The organism is Chryseobacterium paludis (assembly GCF_025403485.1).
Taxonomy (GTDB): Bacteria; Bacteroidota; Bacteroidia; order Flavobacteriales; family Weeksellaceae; genus Chryseobacterium; species Chryseobacterium paludis.
The window spans coordinates 238,587-256,088 of the sequence record NZ_CP099966.1; the positions used below are offsets into that span (position 1 = coordinate 238,587).

Consider the following 17,502-nt stretch of genomic DNA (forward strand, 5'->3'; position numbering starts at 1 on the left):
TTTCTTATTAGTAAGACAACTACTATTGTAATTTGGTTACACGAGACTTATTTTTTGTAAATAATATCCTTCATAAGATTGTTTTATTCATTTGAAGTAGTATCTGATATTCACAAAAGTTGTCTATTTTTAACCAATCAAATTTAAACTAATATGAAAACCAAAGCTCCTTTTTATATGATATTTCTGTTCGGAATGGTAGCAAATCAACTATTTGCCCAAACAGACACTCAGTTAAAAAATGAAATTGCTAAAGTAGAATCAGGATTAATGCCTGCAGTTCGTTTTGAGGGTGAGCCTCTTTGGACTATGGAGTCTCGAATGAAATATTATAATGTTCCGGGAGTAAGTATAGCAGTTATCAAAAACTCTAAGGTGATTTGGAGCAAAGCCTACGGATTAGCAGATGTAGAATCTAAAATTCCAGTAACTACTGAGACAAGGTTTCAGGCAGCATCCATGAGTAAGCCGGTAAGTGCATACGCCGCATTAAAAGAAGTGGAGCTTGGAAAAATAAATCCAGATGCTGATGTGAATGCTTATTTGAAATCATGGAAAATTCCGGAAAATGAATTCACAAATGAGAAAAAAGTAAGTCTTAAACATATTGTCAGTCATACCGCAGGGCTTACGGTGAGTGGTTTTCCGGGATATGAAGTAGGTAAACCTGTGCCAACACTGATTCAGCTTTTGAACGGGCAAGGTCCGGCTAATACCCCAGCTATTTTTGTTGATAAAATACCAGGAAAACCATTGCGATATTCCGGTGGTGGATATTGTGTGATGCAGCAAATGCTCATTGATATTGAAGGTAAAGACTTTGCAACGATTATGAATGAAAAAGTACTTTTACCACTGGGAATGAAAAACAGCACGTTTAACCAGCCTTTACCGGAAGCTTTGGCATCGTTGGCCGCTACAGCTTACAATGAGAGCGGAGCCAGGGTTCAAGGAAGATATCATACCTATCCAGAACAGGCACCTGCCGGTTTATGGACGACCGCTGAAGATTATGCAAAATTTGTCATTGACATCCAAAATACACTAAGTGGAAAAAGCCATACCATCATTTCTCAAAAAATGGCAGAAGAGTTTACAAGTCCTTTTATCGAACCATTCGTAGGATTGGGTATTTTTCTTGCTAATAAAAACGGACAGGTTTACTTTCATCACGGTGGCTGGAATGAGGGTTTCAGCAGCGACTTTACAGGAAACACAACCAGCGGTGATGGCGTTGTTATTTTTACGAATACGAATAAGCCCGAATTTATCAATGAGCTGCTTCGATCAGTTGCAACTGTTTATCAATGGCCGAATTTTATGAATCCAGTCGATAAAATTCTACCCTTAACGGCAAGTGACTTAAATAATAATATAGGTCGTTACCGACTTGATAAATATAGTTTTTGCAAAATCTATCACGAAAAAGGAAAACTAATGGCGATCAATAATGTAGAAACTCCTAAAGAACTTATTAAAGTAGGAGAGAACACTTACGCCCTAAGGGATTGGGACTATAAAGTGACATTTGCGAAAAATCCTAAAACAGGCAAGAAAGAACTTGTGCAGATCTTACTCGACAATGCTGCTATTAGACAAAGAGGTGATCAAATGAACAAGGATGAAAAAACACCTTTAGAATTGATTCTTGAAGGGCAATTTGAGAAAGGTCTGGAGGCATATAAGAAAGCTAAAACTGAAGATCCTGCTAATGAGCAGCTTTCTGAAGGTTCTGTGAACGGAACAGGTTATGCATTGCTTGGACAAAAAGATTTCAAGAAAGCTATTGATGTATTCCGCGTAAATACCATATTGTATCCTAACAGTGATAATGTTTATGACAGTTTGGGAGAAGCCTATCTGAAAGCCGGACAAAAAGATAAAGCGAAACAGAATTATCAAAAGGTATTGGAAATTAATCCCAATAATGAAAGTGCTGCAAAAGCTCTAAAAACATTATAAAAGAAACTGCCTTCAGAAATGAGGGTAGCTTTTTTTAATATGCTCCGAAAAGCTTCTATAACAGAATTTTTTATTGCCAATTATATTTACAAACCCTGCAACCAATCAATTTCGATGATATTATTATCTTTCTTTAATCTTTCTTTTGTCAGTTTTTCGACCTCACGTACAACTTCGGTTCCTGTACGGAAATTTCCGGAGCTATCTTTCTGGTCTATTATTTTTCCCTGCATATAGAGCTGTCTTGTACTTGCTGCAGGATCTTTTCGATAGTTGGTAAATAATTCTATGAATTTCTCCTGAGTTAAAGAAATTACTTTTGCCTGAGCATTTAATTCCGGATATTGCAAGTCACTGTTGATATTCTTTACCCCCACCAATTCAAACGCATGACTATGAGTGTTATCTTCGATTTTTATAATAAGTCCTGGTAAACCTTTAAATTTGTAAGGGCCATCCTGAATTGTAATATCAGAAGAAAACCAGGCAGTCCATTGTCTGCCTCCAAAATTTGTAATTGCTTTTTGAGTATTATATTCACCTATTTTCTGCTTATCCGGAAAAATTTTCCACTCCATTTTTCGATCGTCTTCCACTTTTATTTTTCCAAGACCATAATCTGTAGTTTTAAAAAATGCTTTATCAGGATAGTTTTTTTCAATACGGTATAAAAGGTCTGCATTTGGTATGTAAAATTGCCCCTTCTTAGCTTGAGCAATGGAGATTGAATCTTCAACATTCTTACGGTGGCTATAGAACGAAGATTTGGCATTGGTAATATCTAAAAACATCAGTTCTTTGACCACATTAGACCTATTGGTAGAGTCAGGAACGTATTTATATTGATATATGAACCTTTTATTTTGACCATGTATCATCTGAACGAAAAGAAAGAAAACTAAAAATAAATTTTTCATAATACATTGTTGTGGTTATTTGTAAATATAGATATTAAATCAAATAAGTGGGCAATGTTTTTAAGCTAATCAGCTCGTAATACAGAATTACCGAACTTCTGATGTAATGGAATCATCGACATAGTTGTTTTTATTAGTAAACAAATTAATGCTAAAGAGCACCTGAGAATTTCTAATATGCCGCATTTAACAACAACCTAAATTTTTTATGTTCAAAATTGAAACATAAAAACTCAAATTACCAATCCATATTAATACTTTAGCCATAAAATAACTTCATAAAAAATGTATCAATAATGCAAAAAATTATACTTGCTTTGTTCGTCTTTCTTGCTTCGCAAATCGTGTCAGCACAAACCTTCGATGACAGTTCATGCTGGGAATATTTTAAATTGACCGCAGACTTGAAACAGGATAAGCCTCTGGACAAAAAAACATGGGATCAATTTTTAAAAAATGAAGCCATACAAGTTTATCTGAACGATCAGGGAGTTGACAGCACCTACACGGAGAGTTACAGAAGATCAATGGAAATTGTATATATGCCAAAAAACAGTGCGATTTTACAGGAAAAACTAAAAAAGCCGATGAGCAATTGGTGGATTTATAACATCAATGAGTGTAAGGTAAACGAAGATCAGATGAAAAAATACCTTACAGATATCAAAAAAGATTCTAAAGGTTATTTTGATACTTGTTATCAGTATACCTATAATATGCTTCCCAAGAAATATCAGAAAAAAGCACCCAATTATAAAGTGACAATTATTCCGATACATAATGACGCCCATGTTGAGAACGGATGGATCATATATACACTTATTTCAGCATACTTTCACGATGCCAACAAAATGGGGGCAATGGGAGGTCATGAGTTTCATCATTTGCTTAGGCCCCAACTTGTATTTAAAACTGATGATCAGGATGCAGTCATTATCAGTCTGCTTCAAAAAATACTAAACGAAGGAAGTGCTGATTTAACAGATAAAATTTATGAAGGGAAAGATGCAATAAAGCTATTGGAATATCAGAGAGGAACTGGTCCAGAATTCATAGCAGATGGAGCGAAAGTGATTAAAAATATTGATTCTCTATTATCTGTAAAACAATTAGACCGATCCAAGCTAAAAATGAATAAGCTGATCAATAATGGCAACAGGAATGGTCATATCCCGGGATTTTATATGTCTAACATTATAGATAAGGGTGGATATAAAAAAGAATTGATCAAGTATATCGATGACCCTTTTCAATTTGTATATCTATATGATAAAGCGTCGAGAAAAGTTAAGGATGCTTATATTCTGTCATCGACCACGATGGATCTTATTCATGAATTAGATAAAAAGTACAGACCTAAAGCTACTATTGAGCAACAGCAATTGAACAATTAAAAATTAAAAAGGACAAATCATTGATTTGTCCTTTTTCTTTTATATACAGCAGATCAACCGGATTGAACAGGCTTAACGTATTGAAATTCAATATTGTGACTGGTTTGTGGCTAAGGAGTAGAAAAGGGCTTCAGAGATTGCTTCGTTCCTCGCAATGACAATGATGAAGAGTAGTAATAGTTAATAGATAAGATCGAGCAGAGTAAAAGGCTAAGTTTCAAACTTTGTTGACAACCATTAACCGACCTAGGAAGCTGCAGTGTTAAAAAAATAAGTTCTGTGAACGTTAAAAACATTCTACTGTCCGAAGCGTGACACCAATCTCGAATCGAAGAACTCAAGATCGAATTCGCGCAAGTTTAGAATTTTTAGTGAGCAGAACTTATTTTTAGCGGAAGCTTCCAGTCTTGAACTTTTGGTCCATTTTGCTTCAAGGCAAAAGGACATAAAAAAATAAAAAAATATTTATTAAGACTGCTTCGTACCTCGCAATGACCGTAAGTTGTTTTTAGGACTACTTGATGTCGCATTCTTTTCTTCCGGCAGAATAAAAAGCATAACCCCTACAAAAACCACACAAATTAAAATAGCAATGATACCTGCTTTATAAGCTTCCTGCCAGCTTTCCTGCGAAAAATAGAAGAATATCCCTCCAATAATACTGACTCCTAAGGCTGAGGCGGTTTGTTGAAAAGTTGAGTAGATTCCTGCTGCAGCTCCGGCATGTTCTGCAGGTACACTTTTAAGTACAATGTTTAATAACGATGGTAAGACCAATCCGTTTCCCAGTCCCCAAATCCCCATGAGTGCAATGATGAGCCAGCTATCTACTCCAGGTTTCCATAATTGAATCTGAAGAAAAAAGCTCATGGCTAAAATGACAACTCCAACTTGTAGAACGCGTTTTCCGAATCGGACGATTAGTTTTGAAGCTATAATGGAGGAGAAAATAAATAAAATTCCAGGGAAAATAAAATAGAGCCCACTGTGAAGTGCAGATACTTTAAGTCCATTTTGCAGATATACAGCGCTGAGAAGCAAATAGGAAGTGTGTAGCATAAAATGAAATAATACGGCAATTAATCCAATATTAAAATCCTTGATTTCAAATAACCGGACATCAATAAGAGGAACTTTATTAGTTGTTAATTTCTTTTTTTGATTATAAATAAAATAAATGAACAACACAAATGATAAAATAATCAGTGCAATACTCCATAATGGCCATCCTGCTTCACGACCTTGAGTTAAAGGATAAATCAGACAAACTAAAGCCAGGGTTAAAATAAGCACGCCTTCATAGTCAAACTTACTTCCTTGGTTGCTTTTAGTTTCAGTTACATAACGATGCGTTGCCCATAGAGTTACGATGCCAATGGGAAGGTTGATGAAGAAAATCAATCGCCATCCCGCAATGATCCAATGTGTATCCGATAAATAGCCACCTAAAACCTGTCCGATAATGGCAGCGAGTCCTAACGTTATACCGAATAAACCAACTGCTTTGGCTCTTTCCTTTTTTTCTGTGAAAAGTATTTGAATGAACGCAATGGTTTGTGGAACCATAAATGAAGCACTGAGCCCCTGAAGGAATCTGGTAATGTTGAGTTGCAGCGGGGTCATTGATAGGCCGCACAGACAGGAGGCGATGGTAAAAGCAAGCATTCCCCAGAAAAATACTTTTTTGCGTCCGAAATGATCTCCAGCTCTGCCTCCGGTAATCAGGAAAGCGGCATAGCCCAATAGATATCCGGCTATGACAAGCTGAACTTCTGCATCCGTAGCATGGACTCCTGTTTTAATTGATGGAATAGCGATATTAATGATGAATACGTCTATTACAGAAAGTAACGGTGCGGACAGGACGATGATAAGTTCCAGCCATTTATTTTTTATGTCGTTCATTTAGATTAGTTTTTGAATGATTTTTTTTGCAGATTGGAGGTCTTCTGCCTGTTTAAATATGGAGGCTGCGACGATTCCACCTTCAGTCATCAGAAAGAGCATTTCGGTGAGTTCCTGATCGGTCAGTAGTTTTTTGTGATCAGAATTGATGACCAGCTTTTCTATAATCTCTTTAAAATGCTTTTTAGCATTTTGTATCTCAGCCAAAACCCGCTCATCGCTGTCTCCAGCTTCGTTGTTTGCTTTAACAAAGGCACATCCCCGGTATTCCCTGTATAATTGTCGCTCTGTCATATGATCAAAAATGGCTAAAAGCTTTTGTTTGGGATCCGATTCTTTATTAATTCTAATTTCCAGGCGATTAAGCCAATCTTTATGAAAACGCTGCATATAAGCCAGTAATAAATCAGCTTTAGAGTCAAAATGTTTATATAGAGAGGCTTTAGCAATATCAGCCTCTGCAATTACCTGGTTTATACCTGTTATATTATAGCCTTGTTTATAAAAAAGCCTTTCGGCGGTATCTATGATTTTGTCAGTTACAGTCTGACCTCTTTGTTTTTTCATGATGCAAAGTTAATCATTAAATATACAAGTCGGTCTATTTAATGAAAATATTTTTTTTAAGCTGTCATTGCGAGGTACGAAGCAATCTCTTCAATTCTTCTACAAATAGGTCTTTAATTAATACTCAAGCAGATCAAGTCGGTTGAGTAAATTAATAAGTTAAGATTCGAAACGGTGTTGATAGTCATTAATCGACCTAGGAAGCTGTAGCGTTAAAAAAATAATTTCTGTGAACGTTAAAAAAATTCTACTGTCTGAAGCGCGACACCATTGTCGAATCGAAGAACTCAAGATCAAATCCGCGCAAGTTTAGAATTTTTAGTAAACAGACCTTATTTTTAGCGAAAGCTTCCAGTCTTGAACTTTTGGTCCATTTTGCTTCAAGGCAAAAGGACATAAAAAAATAAGAAAATATTTATTGAGATTGCTTCGTACCTCGCAATGACGGTGGGGTTTGTCTCTCGCAGATTACGTAGATTTAAAATGGCAAAAATTTAAAAATTGAAGAGAATCATTAATCGACCTAGGAAGCTGTAGCGTTAAAAAAATAATTTCTGTGAACGTTAAAAAAATTCTACTGTCTGAAGCGCGACAAGAATGTTGAATCGAAGAACTCAAGATCGAATTCGCGCAAGTTTAGAATTTTTAGTGAACAGACCTTATTTTTAGCGAAAGCTTCCAGTCTTGAACTTTTGGTCCATTTTGCTTCAAGGCAAAAGGACATAAAAAAATAAGAAAATATTTATTGAGATTGCTTCGTACCTCGCAATGACGGTGGGGTTTGTCTCTCGCAGATTACGTAGATTTAAAATGGCAAAAATTTAAAAATTGAAGAGAATCATTAATCGACCTAGGAAGCTGTAGCGTTAAAAAAATAATTTCTGTGAACGTTAAAAAAATTCTACTGTCTGAAGCGCGACAAGAATGTTGAATCGAAGAACTCAAGATCGAATTCGCGCAAGTTTAGAATTTTTAGTGAACAGACCTTATTTTTAGCGAAAGCTTCCAGTCTTGAACTTTTGGTCCATTTTGCTTCAAGGCAAAAGGACATAAAAAAATAAGAAAATATTTATTGAGATTGCTTCGTTCCTCGCAATGACGGTGGGGTTTGTCTCTCGCAGATTACGTAGATTTAAAATGGCAAAAATTTAAAAATTGAAGAGAATCATCAATCGACCTAGGAAGCTGTAGCGTTAAAAAATAATTTCTGTGAACGTTAAAAAAATTCTACTGTCTGAAGCGGGACAAGAATGTTGAATCGAAGAACTCAAGATCGAATTCGCGCAAGTTTAGAATTTTTAGTGAACAGAACTTATTTTTAGCGAAAGCTTCCAGTCTTGAACTTTTGGTCCATTTTGCTTCAAGGCAAAAGGACATAAAAAAAATAAGAAAATATTTATTGAGATTGTTTCGTTCTTCGCAACAACATAGAACGTTTTTATCAATTGATAAATGAATCCAGAACCATAACCCTTAGTTTTGTATAAAAAAGATGTCTGGAGAAAAAGATTTGAAAACATTGTTGCAAAATATGAAACCTGTATTGAATTCAGGGGAATATGTTTTCTGCAAAGTAGAAAGCTTGAACGAAATCCCGGATTTGGAAAAGCTCGTGTTTTTCTTTCGTGAAACGGAAGCTGTTACAGTAGTTTTAGAAACATCAGTTGCGGATGAATGGGAGTTAGAATACAGTTATATTTCATCATGGATTACTCTTAATGTCCATTCCTCACTGGAAGCTGTAGGATTGACGGCTGCTTTTGCCAATACATTGAAGCATGAAAATATAAGCTGTAATGTCGTGGCAGCCTATTATCACGATCATATTTTTGTAGTTAAAGAAGATGCTGAAAAGGCAATGTCAGCTTTAGTAATGCTAAGTAGGTAAAGTTATTTATCTTTGATCATTGATTTCATCTTTTAATAAATCAAGTCCATACTAAGCACATGAAATATGAAAAATCAATATTACAACAGGCTCAAAGAGTTTCTTGAGAAAAATGAATATCACATATCTATGGTCATTATAATCATTGTTATATTTGTTTTTATCATCGCTTTTTTTGTTATAGAACCTGGATCTGGTTATACTGGACCTTGATTTTAATTATAAATTCTTGATAAAATTAGAGATGAAGGCAAAGGTTTTAACTTCACCTACTATTCAATATTTTGATGGGTCTAAAAATTATCACTTATTTACCATTCATTTTTATTTACCGTCTAAAATGTTTTCGATAGCTTCAGCGATCTCATATACATTTCCTTGTTTTTGATTGGATAAAATGATGATCGTTCTGCCTTTTTGGGTTTCAGTTTTTAAAAGGGCCTGATAATGTATGGCACTGCCATCATGTATATGGCTGATTACCTTGTCAGCTTCCATACTTCCATTCCCCAAACCAGCTTGTTGATCAGGGCCAAAAGGTATAATTATTTCGCGGGTTGAAGCCGGGTTGATTAAACAAAAGTTGTCTATGCATTGTGCCCATTTGTAAAAATCGTCCAGGTTTAGGCAAGTCCATCCGGAAATGGGAACTTCCAATCCGTCCTGTTTAAAATTATTGTCAAATGATCTGGCCATTAATGGATCTTTATCCGTTGGATCTACTAATCCATTGTTAATGCCTACTTTATTAAGAATGTTTTGTAAAACAAATTTATTAAAAGGTATTCCTGTTACTTTTTCGATAATCCTTCGGCGCAAAAAGGTATTGTTATTATTATAAGCATAATTACTTCCAGGCTCGAAATCAAGTTTTTGAAGAGATTCTAAATCTTTCCAATGGTCTGCATCGCTATGTACTGTTTTCCAGTTTATATCTGGTAATCCGCTTGTATATTGAAGTAAATTTTTGATACTGATGTGATCAGCCCATGAAGGTAGGTTGGGGAAAAATTTAGATACCTTGTCATTAATGTTCAATTTACCTTGCTCCTGAAGCATCATCATTCCAACTGCATCGAATTCTTTCGCAATAGATCCGATATGAAAACGATATTCTGTGGTCAGTAGATTTTTTTTAGATGCATCTGCATAACCGATTGCTTTTTTTACGATTATTTTACCATGATCAGCTATTAATATATTTCCATTGAAAAGACCTGACTGGTGTGTTTTATCTAAATAGGCATTAATGAGTGTGGCTTTATTTTTTTGAGCGAATGTTTGGATTCCCAATAGAAATAGAGTAATAAAAAGAAGTAGACTTCTATTATAAGACATAGTTATGATTTTTTTTTTAAAGATACAGTATAATTTCATTTGCTCTATAATTTCAAAGTAAAGTAGCTAAATATCAATATATCTTGACGGAAAAAAAGTAATTAGTTAAACAATTCCCTAAACGCCAGGGGAGTCGTACTCGTCATTTTCTTAAAAAATTTACTGAAGGACTGTGGATGCTCAAAGCCCAGTTCGTAAGCTATTTCACTCACGCTATTGCTGGTTGTGCTTAATTTTTCTTTAGCTTTTTCAATTAATTTCTGATGAATAAAATGCTGGGTACTTTGTCCCGTAAGGTTTTGAAGCAGGGTCCTTAAATATCCAGGTGAAATATTAAGCTGTTCGGAAATATATTGAACTGTGGGAATCCCATTATTAACAATAAGATCGCTGTTCAGATATTGATTAAGGATCATCTCTAGACGTTCAAGGATCTCATGATGTGCTTTATCACGGGTGATAAACTGACGCTGATAAAAACGATTCGAATAATTGAAAAGTGTTTCCAGTAAAGAAGCCATAATATCACTGCTGAATTTATCCGTATTGGTATTGTATTCCTGTCGGATATTTTCAATCAATTGCACAAGGATCTGTTCCTCATCATCGGAAAGAAATAGGGCTTCATGGAGGGAATAATCAAAGAATTCATATTGGGAGATCGTTTTAGCAAGGTTTTTATTCCATAAAAAATCTGGATGTATCAAGAGCATCCAGCCTGATGGAGGCTGTGAGTTTTCTTCTGTTTCAATACGTAAGACCTGATTGGGTGCGATAAAGAAAAGAATCCCTTCGTCAAAATCATAATCCTTCTGACCGTATTTGTATTTATGATTCATATTTCTTTTCACAGACAATGAATAAAAATCGAATATCAGGCTTTCATCTCCTATTTGGGGACGGTTTTGCATTTCGGAAAAATTAACAACACTGATAAGAGGATGCTTAGGTTTGGGTAAGCCTCGAAGGTTGTGAAATTCTGAAATGGTTTTAATTCTGATGGGTTCCATTGATGCCATAATTTTCTGATAAAAGAGAAGAATAGGCAGGCTGAGGTCTGCCTATTTTTCATTGATTTTGATAATTAAATTTACGATTTATTCAGCTGGAAAATAAGCTTCACTCTGCAAATCTGATAATAGATCGATTTGATCGGGAGACCAGCTTAGGGTTTCACGTGTTGCTGCACTTGATGCTAAAATATTAAACTTCGCAAAATGGGCAAACCAAGTAAAATGTTCTGCCACATCAGCAGCTGCTATTGAACGTGTAGGAAGACCCAATTTTGAACCTATTGTTTCAGCGATCTTCTTAAACTCGATTCCCTCTTCAGCTACGCCATGATAGCGTGTTCCAGTTCCGGAGTGCTTTTCCACTGCCAAACGGAATAATTTTGCGGCATCTCGACGATGTACGGCTGGCCATAGATTCGTTCCGCTTTCAATAAATGCAGAAAATCCTTTAGCTTTTGCAATCCCGATCAGGGAAGGGGCAAAACCTATTTTATCTCCAAGGTCATGAACCAGGGGTGGAAGTCGTACCACAGCTACCTGTACACCCATATCAGCGACTTTATCTGCAGCACGTTCCGTTATAATACGTGGAATTCCGTCACCTTCCGGCTGATCATTTTCTGTTACCATTCCTTCTTTTTGAATAACACCGATCCCAGAAGTAATAATAAATGGTTTTTGTGTTCCTTTCAAAGCAGAGCCGATCATTTCGATGATTTCTCCATCCAAAATACACATTTCCTTAAATTTACTAAAATCATGAATAAAACCTAGGTGAACTATCGCATCTGACATCTCCACCGCCTCTATCAATGTTTTGGGTTGACTGAGGTCGCCGTAATATACTTCAACACCAGACTCTCTTAATTTTTGGGCAGATTCTTCTGAACGTGCCAGTCCTAAAACCTTATGTCCACCAGCTTGTAATTCTTTAACCGTTGCAGAGCCTATAAAACCTGTGGCTCCTGTTACAAATACTTTCATTTTTATGTTTGTTTTTAACAATACAAAGGTGAAAAGAAAGCATTTTTTCCATGTAGTCAAAACACACTTTGTTGTAGCCGGAAAACACATTTCAGATTAAGCTGAGAAAGCTTTAGTTGTTTTTATTTTTTTAGTAGGTTAGATCTTGTAACTTTTTTTTGCAACCGGGAACAAATAGCTAAAGTTAATAGATTTGAAAAAGACAGATTTAGAATTAGAGTTCGAATTAAAGCTAAAAGAATATAAACTTTTGATTTATAAAGTTTGTAGGATATATGCCAACGATCCAAATAATATTCAGGAATTGTACCAGGACATTATCATTCAATTGTGGAAATCATATCCAAAATTCAGAGCAGAGTCAAAATTCAGTACATGGCTCTATCGAATCGCTATTAACACTGCATTAACGAGTTTTTCTAAACCAAAACGATCTCTTCAGTATAGTGATGTCGAATTACACAATGTAGAGATACCCGACGAAGATGATATTGGATTAAAAGACGAGCAGCAGGAACAGCTATATCTGGCGATACAGCAGTTAAATGACATAGAAAAATCTATTGTGATGCTTTACCTGGAAGACAAGTCTTATGATGAGATGGAAGATATATTGGGTATTAGTAATGCTACCTTAAGGGTAAAAATGAACAGAATCAAGGAAAAATTAAGAACCTTAACCAACAATAAATAAAATGGAACTGGACCTATTAAAAAATAGCTGGAAAAAAATTTCCGTGGATGTAGACAGCAATGAATTCGACATCATTTCTGCAACGAGAAAACAAATGAAATCTCCTTTAGAGGAGCTTAAGAAAAGATCGAAAAAGCAAATAATAATTTTACCGCTTCTTTTTATCTTTTTAGTTGTAATGGCAATTACTGTAGCCAAGGATAATAATAACTTTTTGATCTATATGGCCTTAATTATTCTACCCTTACTAATGATATATTATTATTTCAATTTAAGGTTAATAGGACAACTAGAAATGTTTAATGGCTCAGTAAAAAATGATATCGAAATTAAGATCAGGAAACTGATAAAGAGCAATGTTATATATCTTAACATTACCAGACTGCTCTTTCTGATTTTGATTATTTTTTCTGAGGTATTATTGAGGTATAACAGATTTGATTTAGTTCCTGAGCTTGCCTTACTTTCAAAAGTTAGTTTTCTCTTGAGATTGTGTATGTATGTGGGAATATTAGGAATGCATTATTTAATAAGTAAATATACATTTAACCTGTATTTTGGAAAGTACTTAAAACAATTGAGAAGTATATTATCAGACATGCAGTAAAAAAATACTCCGGAACTTATTTCGGAGTATTTTTCAATATTTTTCTGTTTTTAGATGATAATTAAAATGATCTACACCGTTTTTAAAACGCCACCATCTGCCCTTAAACTAGCTCCATTCGTAGCACCAGACAACGGACTTGAAAGATAGGTAGCGAGACTGGCAATTTCCTTAGGCTTAATAAATCTTTGCAATAAAGAATCAGGATTGGTTTGCTGAATGATCGCTGTTTTCATCTGCTCAACGCTGATGTTTTGATGGGCTGCAATGTGTTCAATATTGGTAGCCACACCTTCTGAATACGTAGGGCCACCAAGAATAGTATTGACTGTTACCTCAGTTCCTTTGGTGAGTTTTGATAAACCGTTACTAATGGCCAGCATTGAAGCTTTCGTCATTCCATAGTGGATCATATTGCCCGGAATATTGACTCCCGATTCACTGCTGATGAAAATAATTCTGCCCCATTTTTTCTCTAACATCCTGGAGAAGAGATGTCGCGATAACCTGACTGAACTCATGACATTGATTTCAAAAATAGTGTACCAGTCTTCATCGGAAATTGCTTCAAAATCTTTCAATTCAAATACACCTACGTTATTGATTAGAATATCGATGTCATTTAATTCCTGGAGCAAAAAATTCACTTCTTCTTTGTTTGAAAAATCAGCGACAAGGCTTGATACTTTTGCATTGGGAAATTGTTGTTTGAGTTGGGAAACTGCATTCTCAGTTTTCTCTTTTTGTCTGCCATTGATAATCACTTCAGCTCCTTCTTCCAGTAATTGCTGAGCGATTGCAAAACCGATTCCCTGTGTTGAACCACTGATAAATGCTCTTTTTGATGTCAATTCTAAATTCATTTTGTTTCTTGTTTATTTTTGTAATGATCGATCCATAAATAGATAAAAAAATTAGCTGAGCACAGCTAATTGCATTTCTATTTGTTGAGACAGTATTTTTTTGTCAGGGTACATTCTTCTCAGCGTATTCAGACCGCACCAGAAGGTGATGAGGTATTTTCCTAATATCGAAGCATCGGTCTGATTTTTAATTTCTCCTTTTTCCTGTGCTTTACGAATGTTTTCCGTGTACATTTCTTCAACTTCTTTAAGGATCTGTATCGAGTCGTTTTCCAGCTCTTCATCGATGTAGGTCATTTCCACAACCGTATTGGCGATGATACAGCCTTTTAGGTGAGAGATCTTGCCTTCGTAGGCGATACTTCTGAAAAAGTCTTTGATCAGTTCGATGGGAGAATCACTTTTTTCCAGTTTGGTTTTAAATTCAGCGAAAGCCTCCCTTCTTTGTTGGATGGCTTCCTGAAAAACCTGTTTTTTCCCTCCTTTAAAAGTATTGTAAAAACTTCCGCTTCCTGTTCCTGTGATGGTTAATAAGTCACTTAAAGAAGTAGCAGTATAGCCCTTTTTCCAGAATATGTCCTGGGCTTTTTCTATCAATTCTGAGCTCGCGTGAATATTAGGTCTTCCTCTCATTTTATTTTTGTAATGATCGATACAAAAATAGGAAAATGTTTTATATTGATGATAATTTTAGAAAAAAAATTAGTTATCTAAGGTTTAGTTTTAGCGAAAGCTTCCAGTCTTGAACTTTTGGTCCATTTTGCTTCAAGGCAAAAGGACATAAAAAATAAAAAAATATTTATTGAGATTGCTTCGTGCCTCTCAATGACGGTGGGGTTTATCACTCGCAGATTATGCAGATTACGCAGATTAAAACGACAAATATTTAAAACATAAACCACCACCACTAAACGACCTAGGAAGCTGCAGCGTTAAAAAAATAAGTTCTGTGAACGTCAAAAAAAATTCTACTGTCCGAAGCGCGGGACCTCAAATTCAATAATAAATTCACATTAAATCCGCGCAAGTTTAGAATTTTTAGTGAACAGAACTTATTTTTAGCGAAAGCTTCCAGTCTTGAACTTTTGGTCCATTTTGCTTCAAGGCAAAAGGACAGATAAAAATAAAAAAGAATAGTGTTTATTGAGATTGCTTCGTGCCTCGCAATGACGGAATGTTTATCTCTCGCAGATTATGCAGATCAAGCAGATTAAAACGACAAATATTTAAAACATAAACCACCACCACAAAACGACCTAGGAAGCTGCAGCGTTAAAAAAATAAGTTCTGTGAACGTCAAAAAAATTCTACTGTCCGAAGCGCGACAAAAACATTGAATCGAAAAACTCAAGATCGAATTCGCGCAAGTTTAGAATTTTTAGTGAACAGACCTTATTTTTAGCGAAAGCTTCCAGTCTTGAACTTTTGGTCCATTTTGCTTCAAGGCAAAAGGACATAAAAAAAATAAAAAAATATTTATTGAGATTGCTTCGTACCTCGCAATGACGGTGGGGTTTATCACTCGCAGATTATGCAGATCAAGCAGATTAAAACGACAAATATTTAAAACATAAACCACCACCACTAAACGACCTAGGAAGCTGCAGCGTTAAGAAAATAAGTTCTGTGAACGTAAAAAAAATTCTACTGTTCGAAGCGCGGGACCTCAAATTCAATAATAAATTCACATTAAATCCGCGCAAGTTTAGAATTTTTAGTGAACAGACCTTATTTTTAGCGAAAGTTTCCAGTCTTGAACTTTTGGTCCATTTTGCTTCAAGGCAAAAGGACAGATAAAAATAAAAAAGAATAGTGTTTATTGAGATTGCTTCGTGCCTCGCAATGACAGTGGGGTTTATCACTCGCAGATTATGCAGATCAAGCAGATTAAAACGACAAATATTTAAAACATAAACCACCACCACTAAACGACCTAGGAAGCTGCAGCGTTAAGAAAATAAGTTCTGTGAACGTAAAAAAAATTCTACTGTTCGAAGCGCGGGACCTCAAATTCAATAATAAATTCACATTAAATCCGCGCAAGTTTAGAATTTTTAGTGAACAGACCTTATTTTTAGCGAAAGCTTCCAGTCTTGAACTTTTGGTCCATTTTGCTTCAAGGCAAAAGGACATAAAAAATAAAAAAATATTTATTGAGATTGCTTCGTACCTCGCAATGACGGTGGGGTTTGTCTCTCATAGATTAGATCCATTTTGCTTCAAGGCAAAAGGACAGATAAAAATAAAAAAGAATAGTGTTTATTGAGATTGCTTCGTACCTCGCAATGACGATGGGGTCTGTCTCTCACAGATTAGGTCCACTTTGCTTCAAGGCAAAAGGACATAAAAAATAAAAAAATATTTATTGAGATTGCTTCGTACCTCACAATGACGATATAGCAATTACCTGGGAAGATAAGATTGATTAAAAAACCTAATTAAACGACTCCCTGAACTCAAGGGGAGTCCTCTTCGTCATTTTCTTAAAAAATTTACTAAAAGATTGCGGATGTTCAAATCCCAGTTCATAAGCAATTTCACTTATAGATAAACTGCTAACAGACAGTTTTTCCTTTGCCAGATTACTTAATTTATGATGAATATGCTGTTGTGTACTTTGCCCAGTAAGGGAACGTAACACGTCACTCAGATAGCTGGGCGAAATATTTAACTTTTCGGCAAGGAAATTCACGGTAGGAATTCCTTGTTCCAGTAAAGCGGAGTTGTTGAAATAATCGTTCAGAGTCTCTTCAAATTTTTCCAGTAAGCTGTGATTGACAGCTTTTCGGGTAATAAACTGTCGTTTATAAAAACGGTTGCTATAGCTTAACAGAAGTTCTATTTGTGCGATCATTACATCCTGACTAAAATCGTCTATTCTGTTATTTAATTCTTCCTCAATAATGGTAAAAACTGATAAGATGGTTTCCTTTTCTTTTTCAGAAAGGTGTAAAGCTTCATTGGTGGTATAAGAAAAGAACCCATATTCCTTGATTTTTTTAGCCAAAGGATAGGACAGAAGAAGATCGGGATGGAAAAACAGGAGATAGCCGGAATTGGCTTTATTATTAGGACTTTCAAAGACCTGATTGGGAGCAGTGAATACCAATCCACCTTCTCCGAAATCATAATAATTCTGTCCATATCTTGCCTGACTGCACAGATCTGTTTTATAAGCAACTTTATAAAAATTCAGCATCATGGTTGGAGACAGCTCATCCGGATTAATTTTAATGTCTTTGATATTGATAAAACTCACCAAAGGATGTAAGGGCTTTTTCAGCCCAAACACCTTATGTAATTCGGATAAAGATTCAAATTTTTGTGGAATATTTTTATCCATTTCAAATGAATGTATTAACGTTGTTTT

At 35.3% G+C, this 17,502-nt stretch carries 14 protein-coding genes; 5 read left to right on the top strand and 9 right to left on the bottom strand.

What is annotated here, in order from left to right; translation table 11 throughout:
- Window positions 1-153 precede the first annotated feature (153 nt).
- Window positions 154-1,962: a serine hydrolase gene (locus NG806_RS01040; RefSeq protein WP_214831716.1), complete on the top strand. Its 1,809-nt coding sequence runs from the start codon at window positions 154-156 to the stop codon at window positions 1,960-1,962.
- 86 nt (window positions 1,963-2,048) lie between these two features.
- On the opposite strand, the gene NG806_RS01045 is transcribed toward NG806_RS01040, so the two are convergent.
- Window positions 2,049-2,879 carry a GLPGLI family protein gene (locus tag NG806_RS01045; RefSeq protein ID WP_261511602.1) on the bottom strand — a complete coding sequence of 277 codons (831 nt, stop codon included), beginning with the start codon at window positions 2,877-2,879 and terminating at the stop codon, window positions 2,049-2,051.
- Between the two features lie 296 nt (window positions 2,880-3,175).
- On the opposite strand from NG806_RS01045, the gene NG806_RS01050 reads away from it, so the two are divergent.
- Entirely contained in the window at window positions 3,176-4,273 is a 1,098-nt protein-coding gene (locus NG806_RS01050; protein WP_214831718.1) for a DUF5700 domain-containing putative Zn-dependent protease, read from the top strand.
- Between the two features lie 468 nt (window positions 4,274-4,741).
- Here NG806_RS01050 and NG806_RS01055 read toward each other — a convergent pair whose 3' ends face one another.
- The gene (locus NG806_RS01055; RefSeq protein ID WP_214831719.1) at window positions 4,742-6,178 is read right to left on the bottom strand and encodes an MFS transporter; all 1,437 of its coding nucleotides are present in this window, start codon (window positions 6,176-6,178) and stop codon (window positions 4,742-4,744) included.
- Complete coding sequence (locus NG806_RS01060; RefSeq protein WP_261511603.1) at window positions 6,179-6,745, bottom strand: TetR/AcrR family transcriptional regulator; 567 nt, start codon at window positions 6,743-6,745, stop codon at window positions 6,179-6,181. It abuts the gene before it with no gap.
- A gap of 1,492 nt (window positions 6,746-8,237) precedes the next feature.
- Here NG806_RS01060 and NG806_RS01065 point away from each other — a divergent pair.
- A complete protein-coding gene (locus tag NG806_RS01065) occupies window positions 8,238-8,633 on the top strand; it encodes an ACT domain-containing protein (protein ID WP_261511604.1) in 396 nt (131 codons plus the stop codon).
- Window positions 8,634-8,957: 324 nt separating this feature from the next.
- Here the strand turns inward: NG806_RS01065 and NG806_RS01070 are convergent, their stop codons facing one another.
- The 3 genes from NG806_RS01070 to NG806_RS01080 all read right to left on the bottom strand — a co-directional run bounded on the left by NG806_RS01070 (window position 8,958) and on the right by NG806_RS01080 (window position 12,028).
- On the bottom strand, window positions 8,958-9,971 hold the full coding sequence (locus NG806_RS01070) for a serine hydrolase domain-containing protein (protein WP_261511605.1): 1,014 nt from the start codon (window positions 9,969-9,971) through the stop codon (window positions 8,958-8,960).
- A gap of 101 nt (window positions 9,972-10,072) precedes the next feature.
- Window positions 10,073-10,981 carry a helix-turn-helix domain-containing protein gene (locus NG806_RS01075; protein WP_315941745.1) on the bottom strand — a complete coding sequence of 303 codons (909 nt, stop codon included), beginning with the start codon at window positions 10,979-10,981 and terminating at the stop codon, window positions 10,073-10,075.
- A gap of 87 nt (window positions 10,982-11,068) precedes the next feature.
- Window positions 11,069-12,028: an SDR family oxidoreductase gene (locus NG806_RS01080; RefSeq protein ID WP_261511607.1), complete on the bottom strand. Its 960-nt coding sequence runs from the start codon at window positions 12,026-12,028 to the stop codon at window positions 11,069-11,071.
- Between the two features lie 133 nt (window positions 12,029-12,161).
- Between NG806_RS01080 and NG806_RS01085 the strand changes: the two genes are divergently transcribed.
- Complete coding sequence (locus NG806_RS01085) at window positions 12,162-12,662, top strand: RNA polymerase sigma factor (RefSeq protein ID WP_214831724.1); 501 nt, start codon at window positions 12,162-12,164, stop codon at window positions 12,660-12,662.
- A gap of 1 nt (window position 12,663) precedes the next feature.
- Entirely contained in the window at window positions 12,664-13,269 is a 606-nt protein-coding gene (locus NG806_RS01090; RefSeq protein ID WP_214831725.1) for a hypothetical protein, read from the top strand.
- 71 nt (window positions 13,270-13,340) lie between these two features.
- On the opposite strand, the gene NG806_RS01095 is transcribed toward NG806_RS01090, so the two are convergent.
- From NG806_RS01095 to NG806_RS01105, 3 genes are all read right to left on the bottom strand, one after another.
- Window positions 13,341-14,132 (bottom strand): SDR family NAD(P)-dependent oxidoreductase, encoded by a 792-nt coding sequence (locus NG806_RS01095; protein WP_261511608.1) that lies wholly within the window; start codon window positions 14,130-14,132, stop codon window positions 13,341-13,343.
- A 51-nt stretch (window positions 14,133-14,183) separates the two neighbouring features.
- A complete protein-coding gene (locus tag NG806_RS01100) occupies window positions 14,184-14,765 on the bottom strand; it encodes a TetR/AcrR family transcriptional regulator (RefSeq protein WP_261511609.1) in 582 nt (193 codons plus the stop codon).
- Between the two features lie 1,801 nt (window positions 14,766-16,566).
- The gene (locus NG806_RS01105; protein ID WP_261511610.1) at window positions 16,567-17,475 is read right to left on the bottom strand and encodes a helix-turn-helix domain-containing protein; all 909 of its coding nucleotides are present in this window, start codon (window positions 17,473-17,475) and stop codon (window positions 16,567-16,569) included.
- Between the last annotated feature and the right edge of the window lie 27 nt (window positions 17,476-17,502).

Bases quoted from the DNA above. Each gene is read 5' to 3' on its own strand.
- NG806_RS01070 (WP_261511605.1), bottom strand. From the start codon at position 9,971: ATGTCTTATAATAGAAGTCTACTTCTTTTTATTACTCTATTTCTATTG.
- NG806_RS01055 (WP_214831719.1), bottom strand. From the start codon at position 6,178: ATGAACGACATAAAAAATAAATGGCTGGAACTTATCATCGTCCTGTCC.
- NG806_RS01040 (WP_214831716.1), top strand. From the start codon at position 154: ATGAAAACCAAAGCTCCTTTTTATATGATATTTCTGTTCGGAATGGTA.
- NG806_RS01050 (WP_214831718.1), top strand. From the start codon at position 3,176: ATGCAAAAAATTATACTTGCTTTGTTCGTCTTTCTTGCTTCGCAAATC.
- NG806_RS01060 (WP_261511603.1), bottom strand. From the start codon at position 6,745: ATGAAAAAACAAAGAGGTCAGACTGTAACTGACAAAATCATAGATACC.
- NG806_RS01105 (WP_261511610.1), bottom strand. From the start codon at position 17,475: ATGGATAAAAATATTCCACAAAAATTTGAATCTTTATCCGAATTACAT.
- NG806_RS01095 (WP_261511608.1), bottom strand. From the start codon at position 14,132: ATGAATTTAGAATTGACATCAAAAAGAGCATTTATCAGTGGTTCAACA.
- NG806_RS01075 (WP_315941745.1), bottom strand. From the start codon at position 10,981: ATGGAACCCATCAGAATTAAAACCATTTCAGAATTTCACAACCTTCGA.
- NG806_RS01045 (WP_261511602.1), bottom strand. From the start codon at position 2,879: ATGAAAAATTTATTTTTAGTTTTCTTTCTTTTCGTTCAGATGATACAT.
- NG806_RS01090 (WP_214831725.1), top strand. From the start codon at position 12,664: ATGGAACTGGACCTATTAAAAAATAGCTGGAAAAAAATTTCCGTGGAT.
- NG806_RS01065 (WP_261511604.1), top strand. From the start codon at position 8,238: ATGTCTGGAGAAAAAGATTTGAAAACATTGTTGCAAAATATGAAACCT.
- NG806_RS01100 (WP_261511609.1), bottom strand. From the start codon at position 14,765: ATGAGAGGAAGACCTAATATTCACGCGAGCTCAGAATTGATAGAAAAA.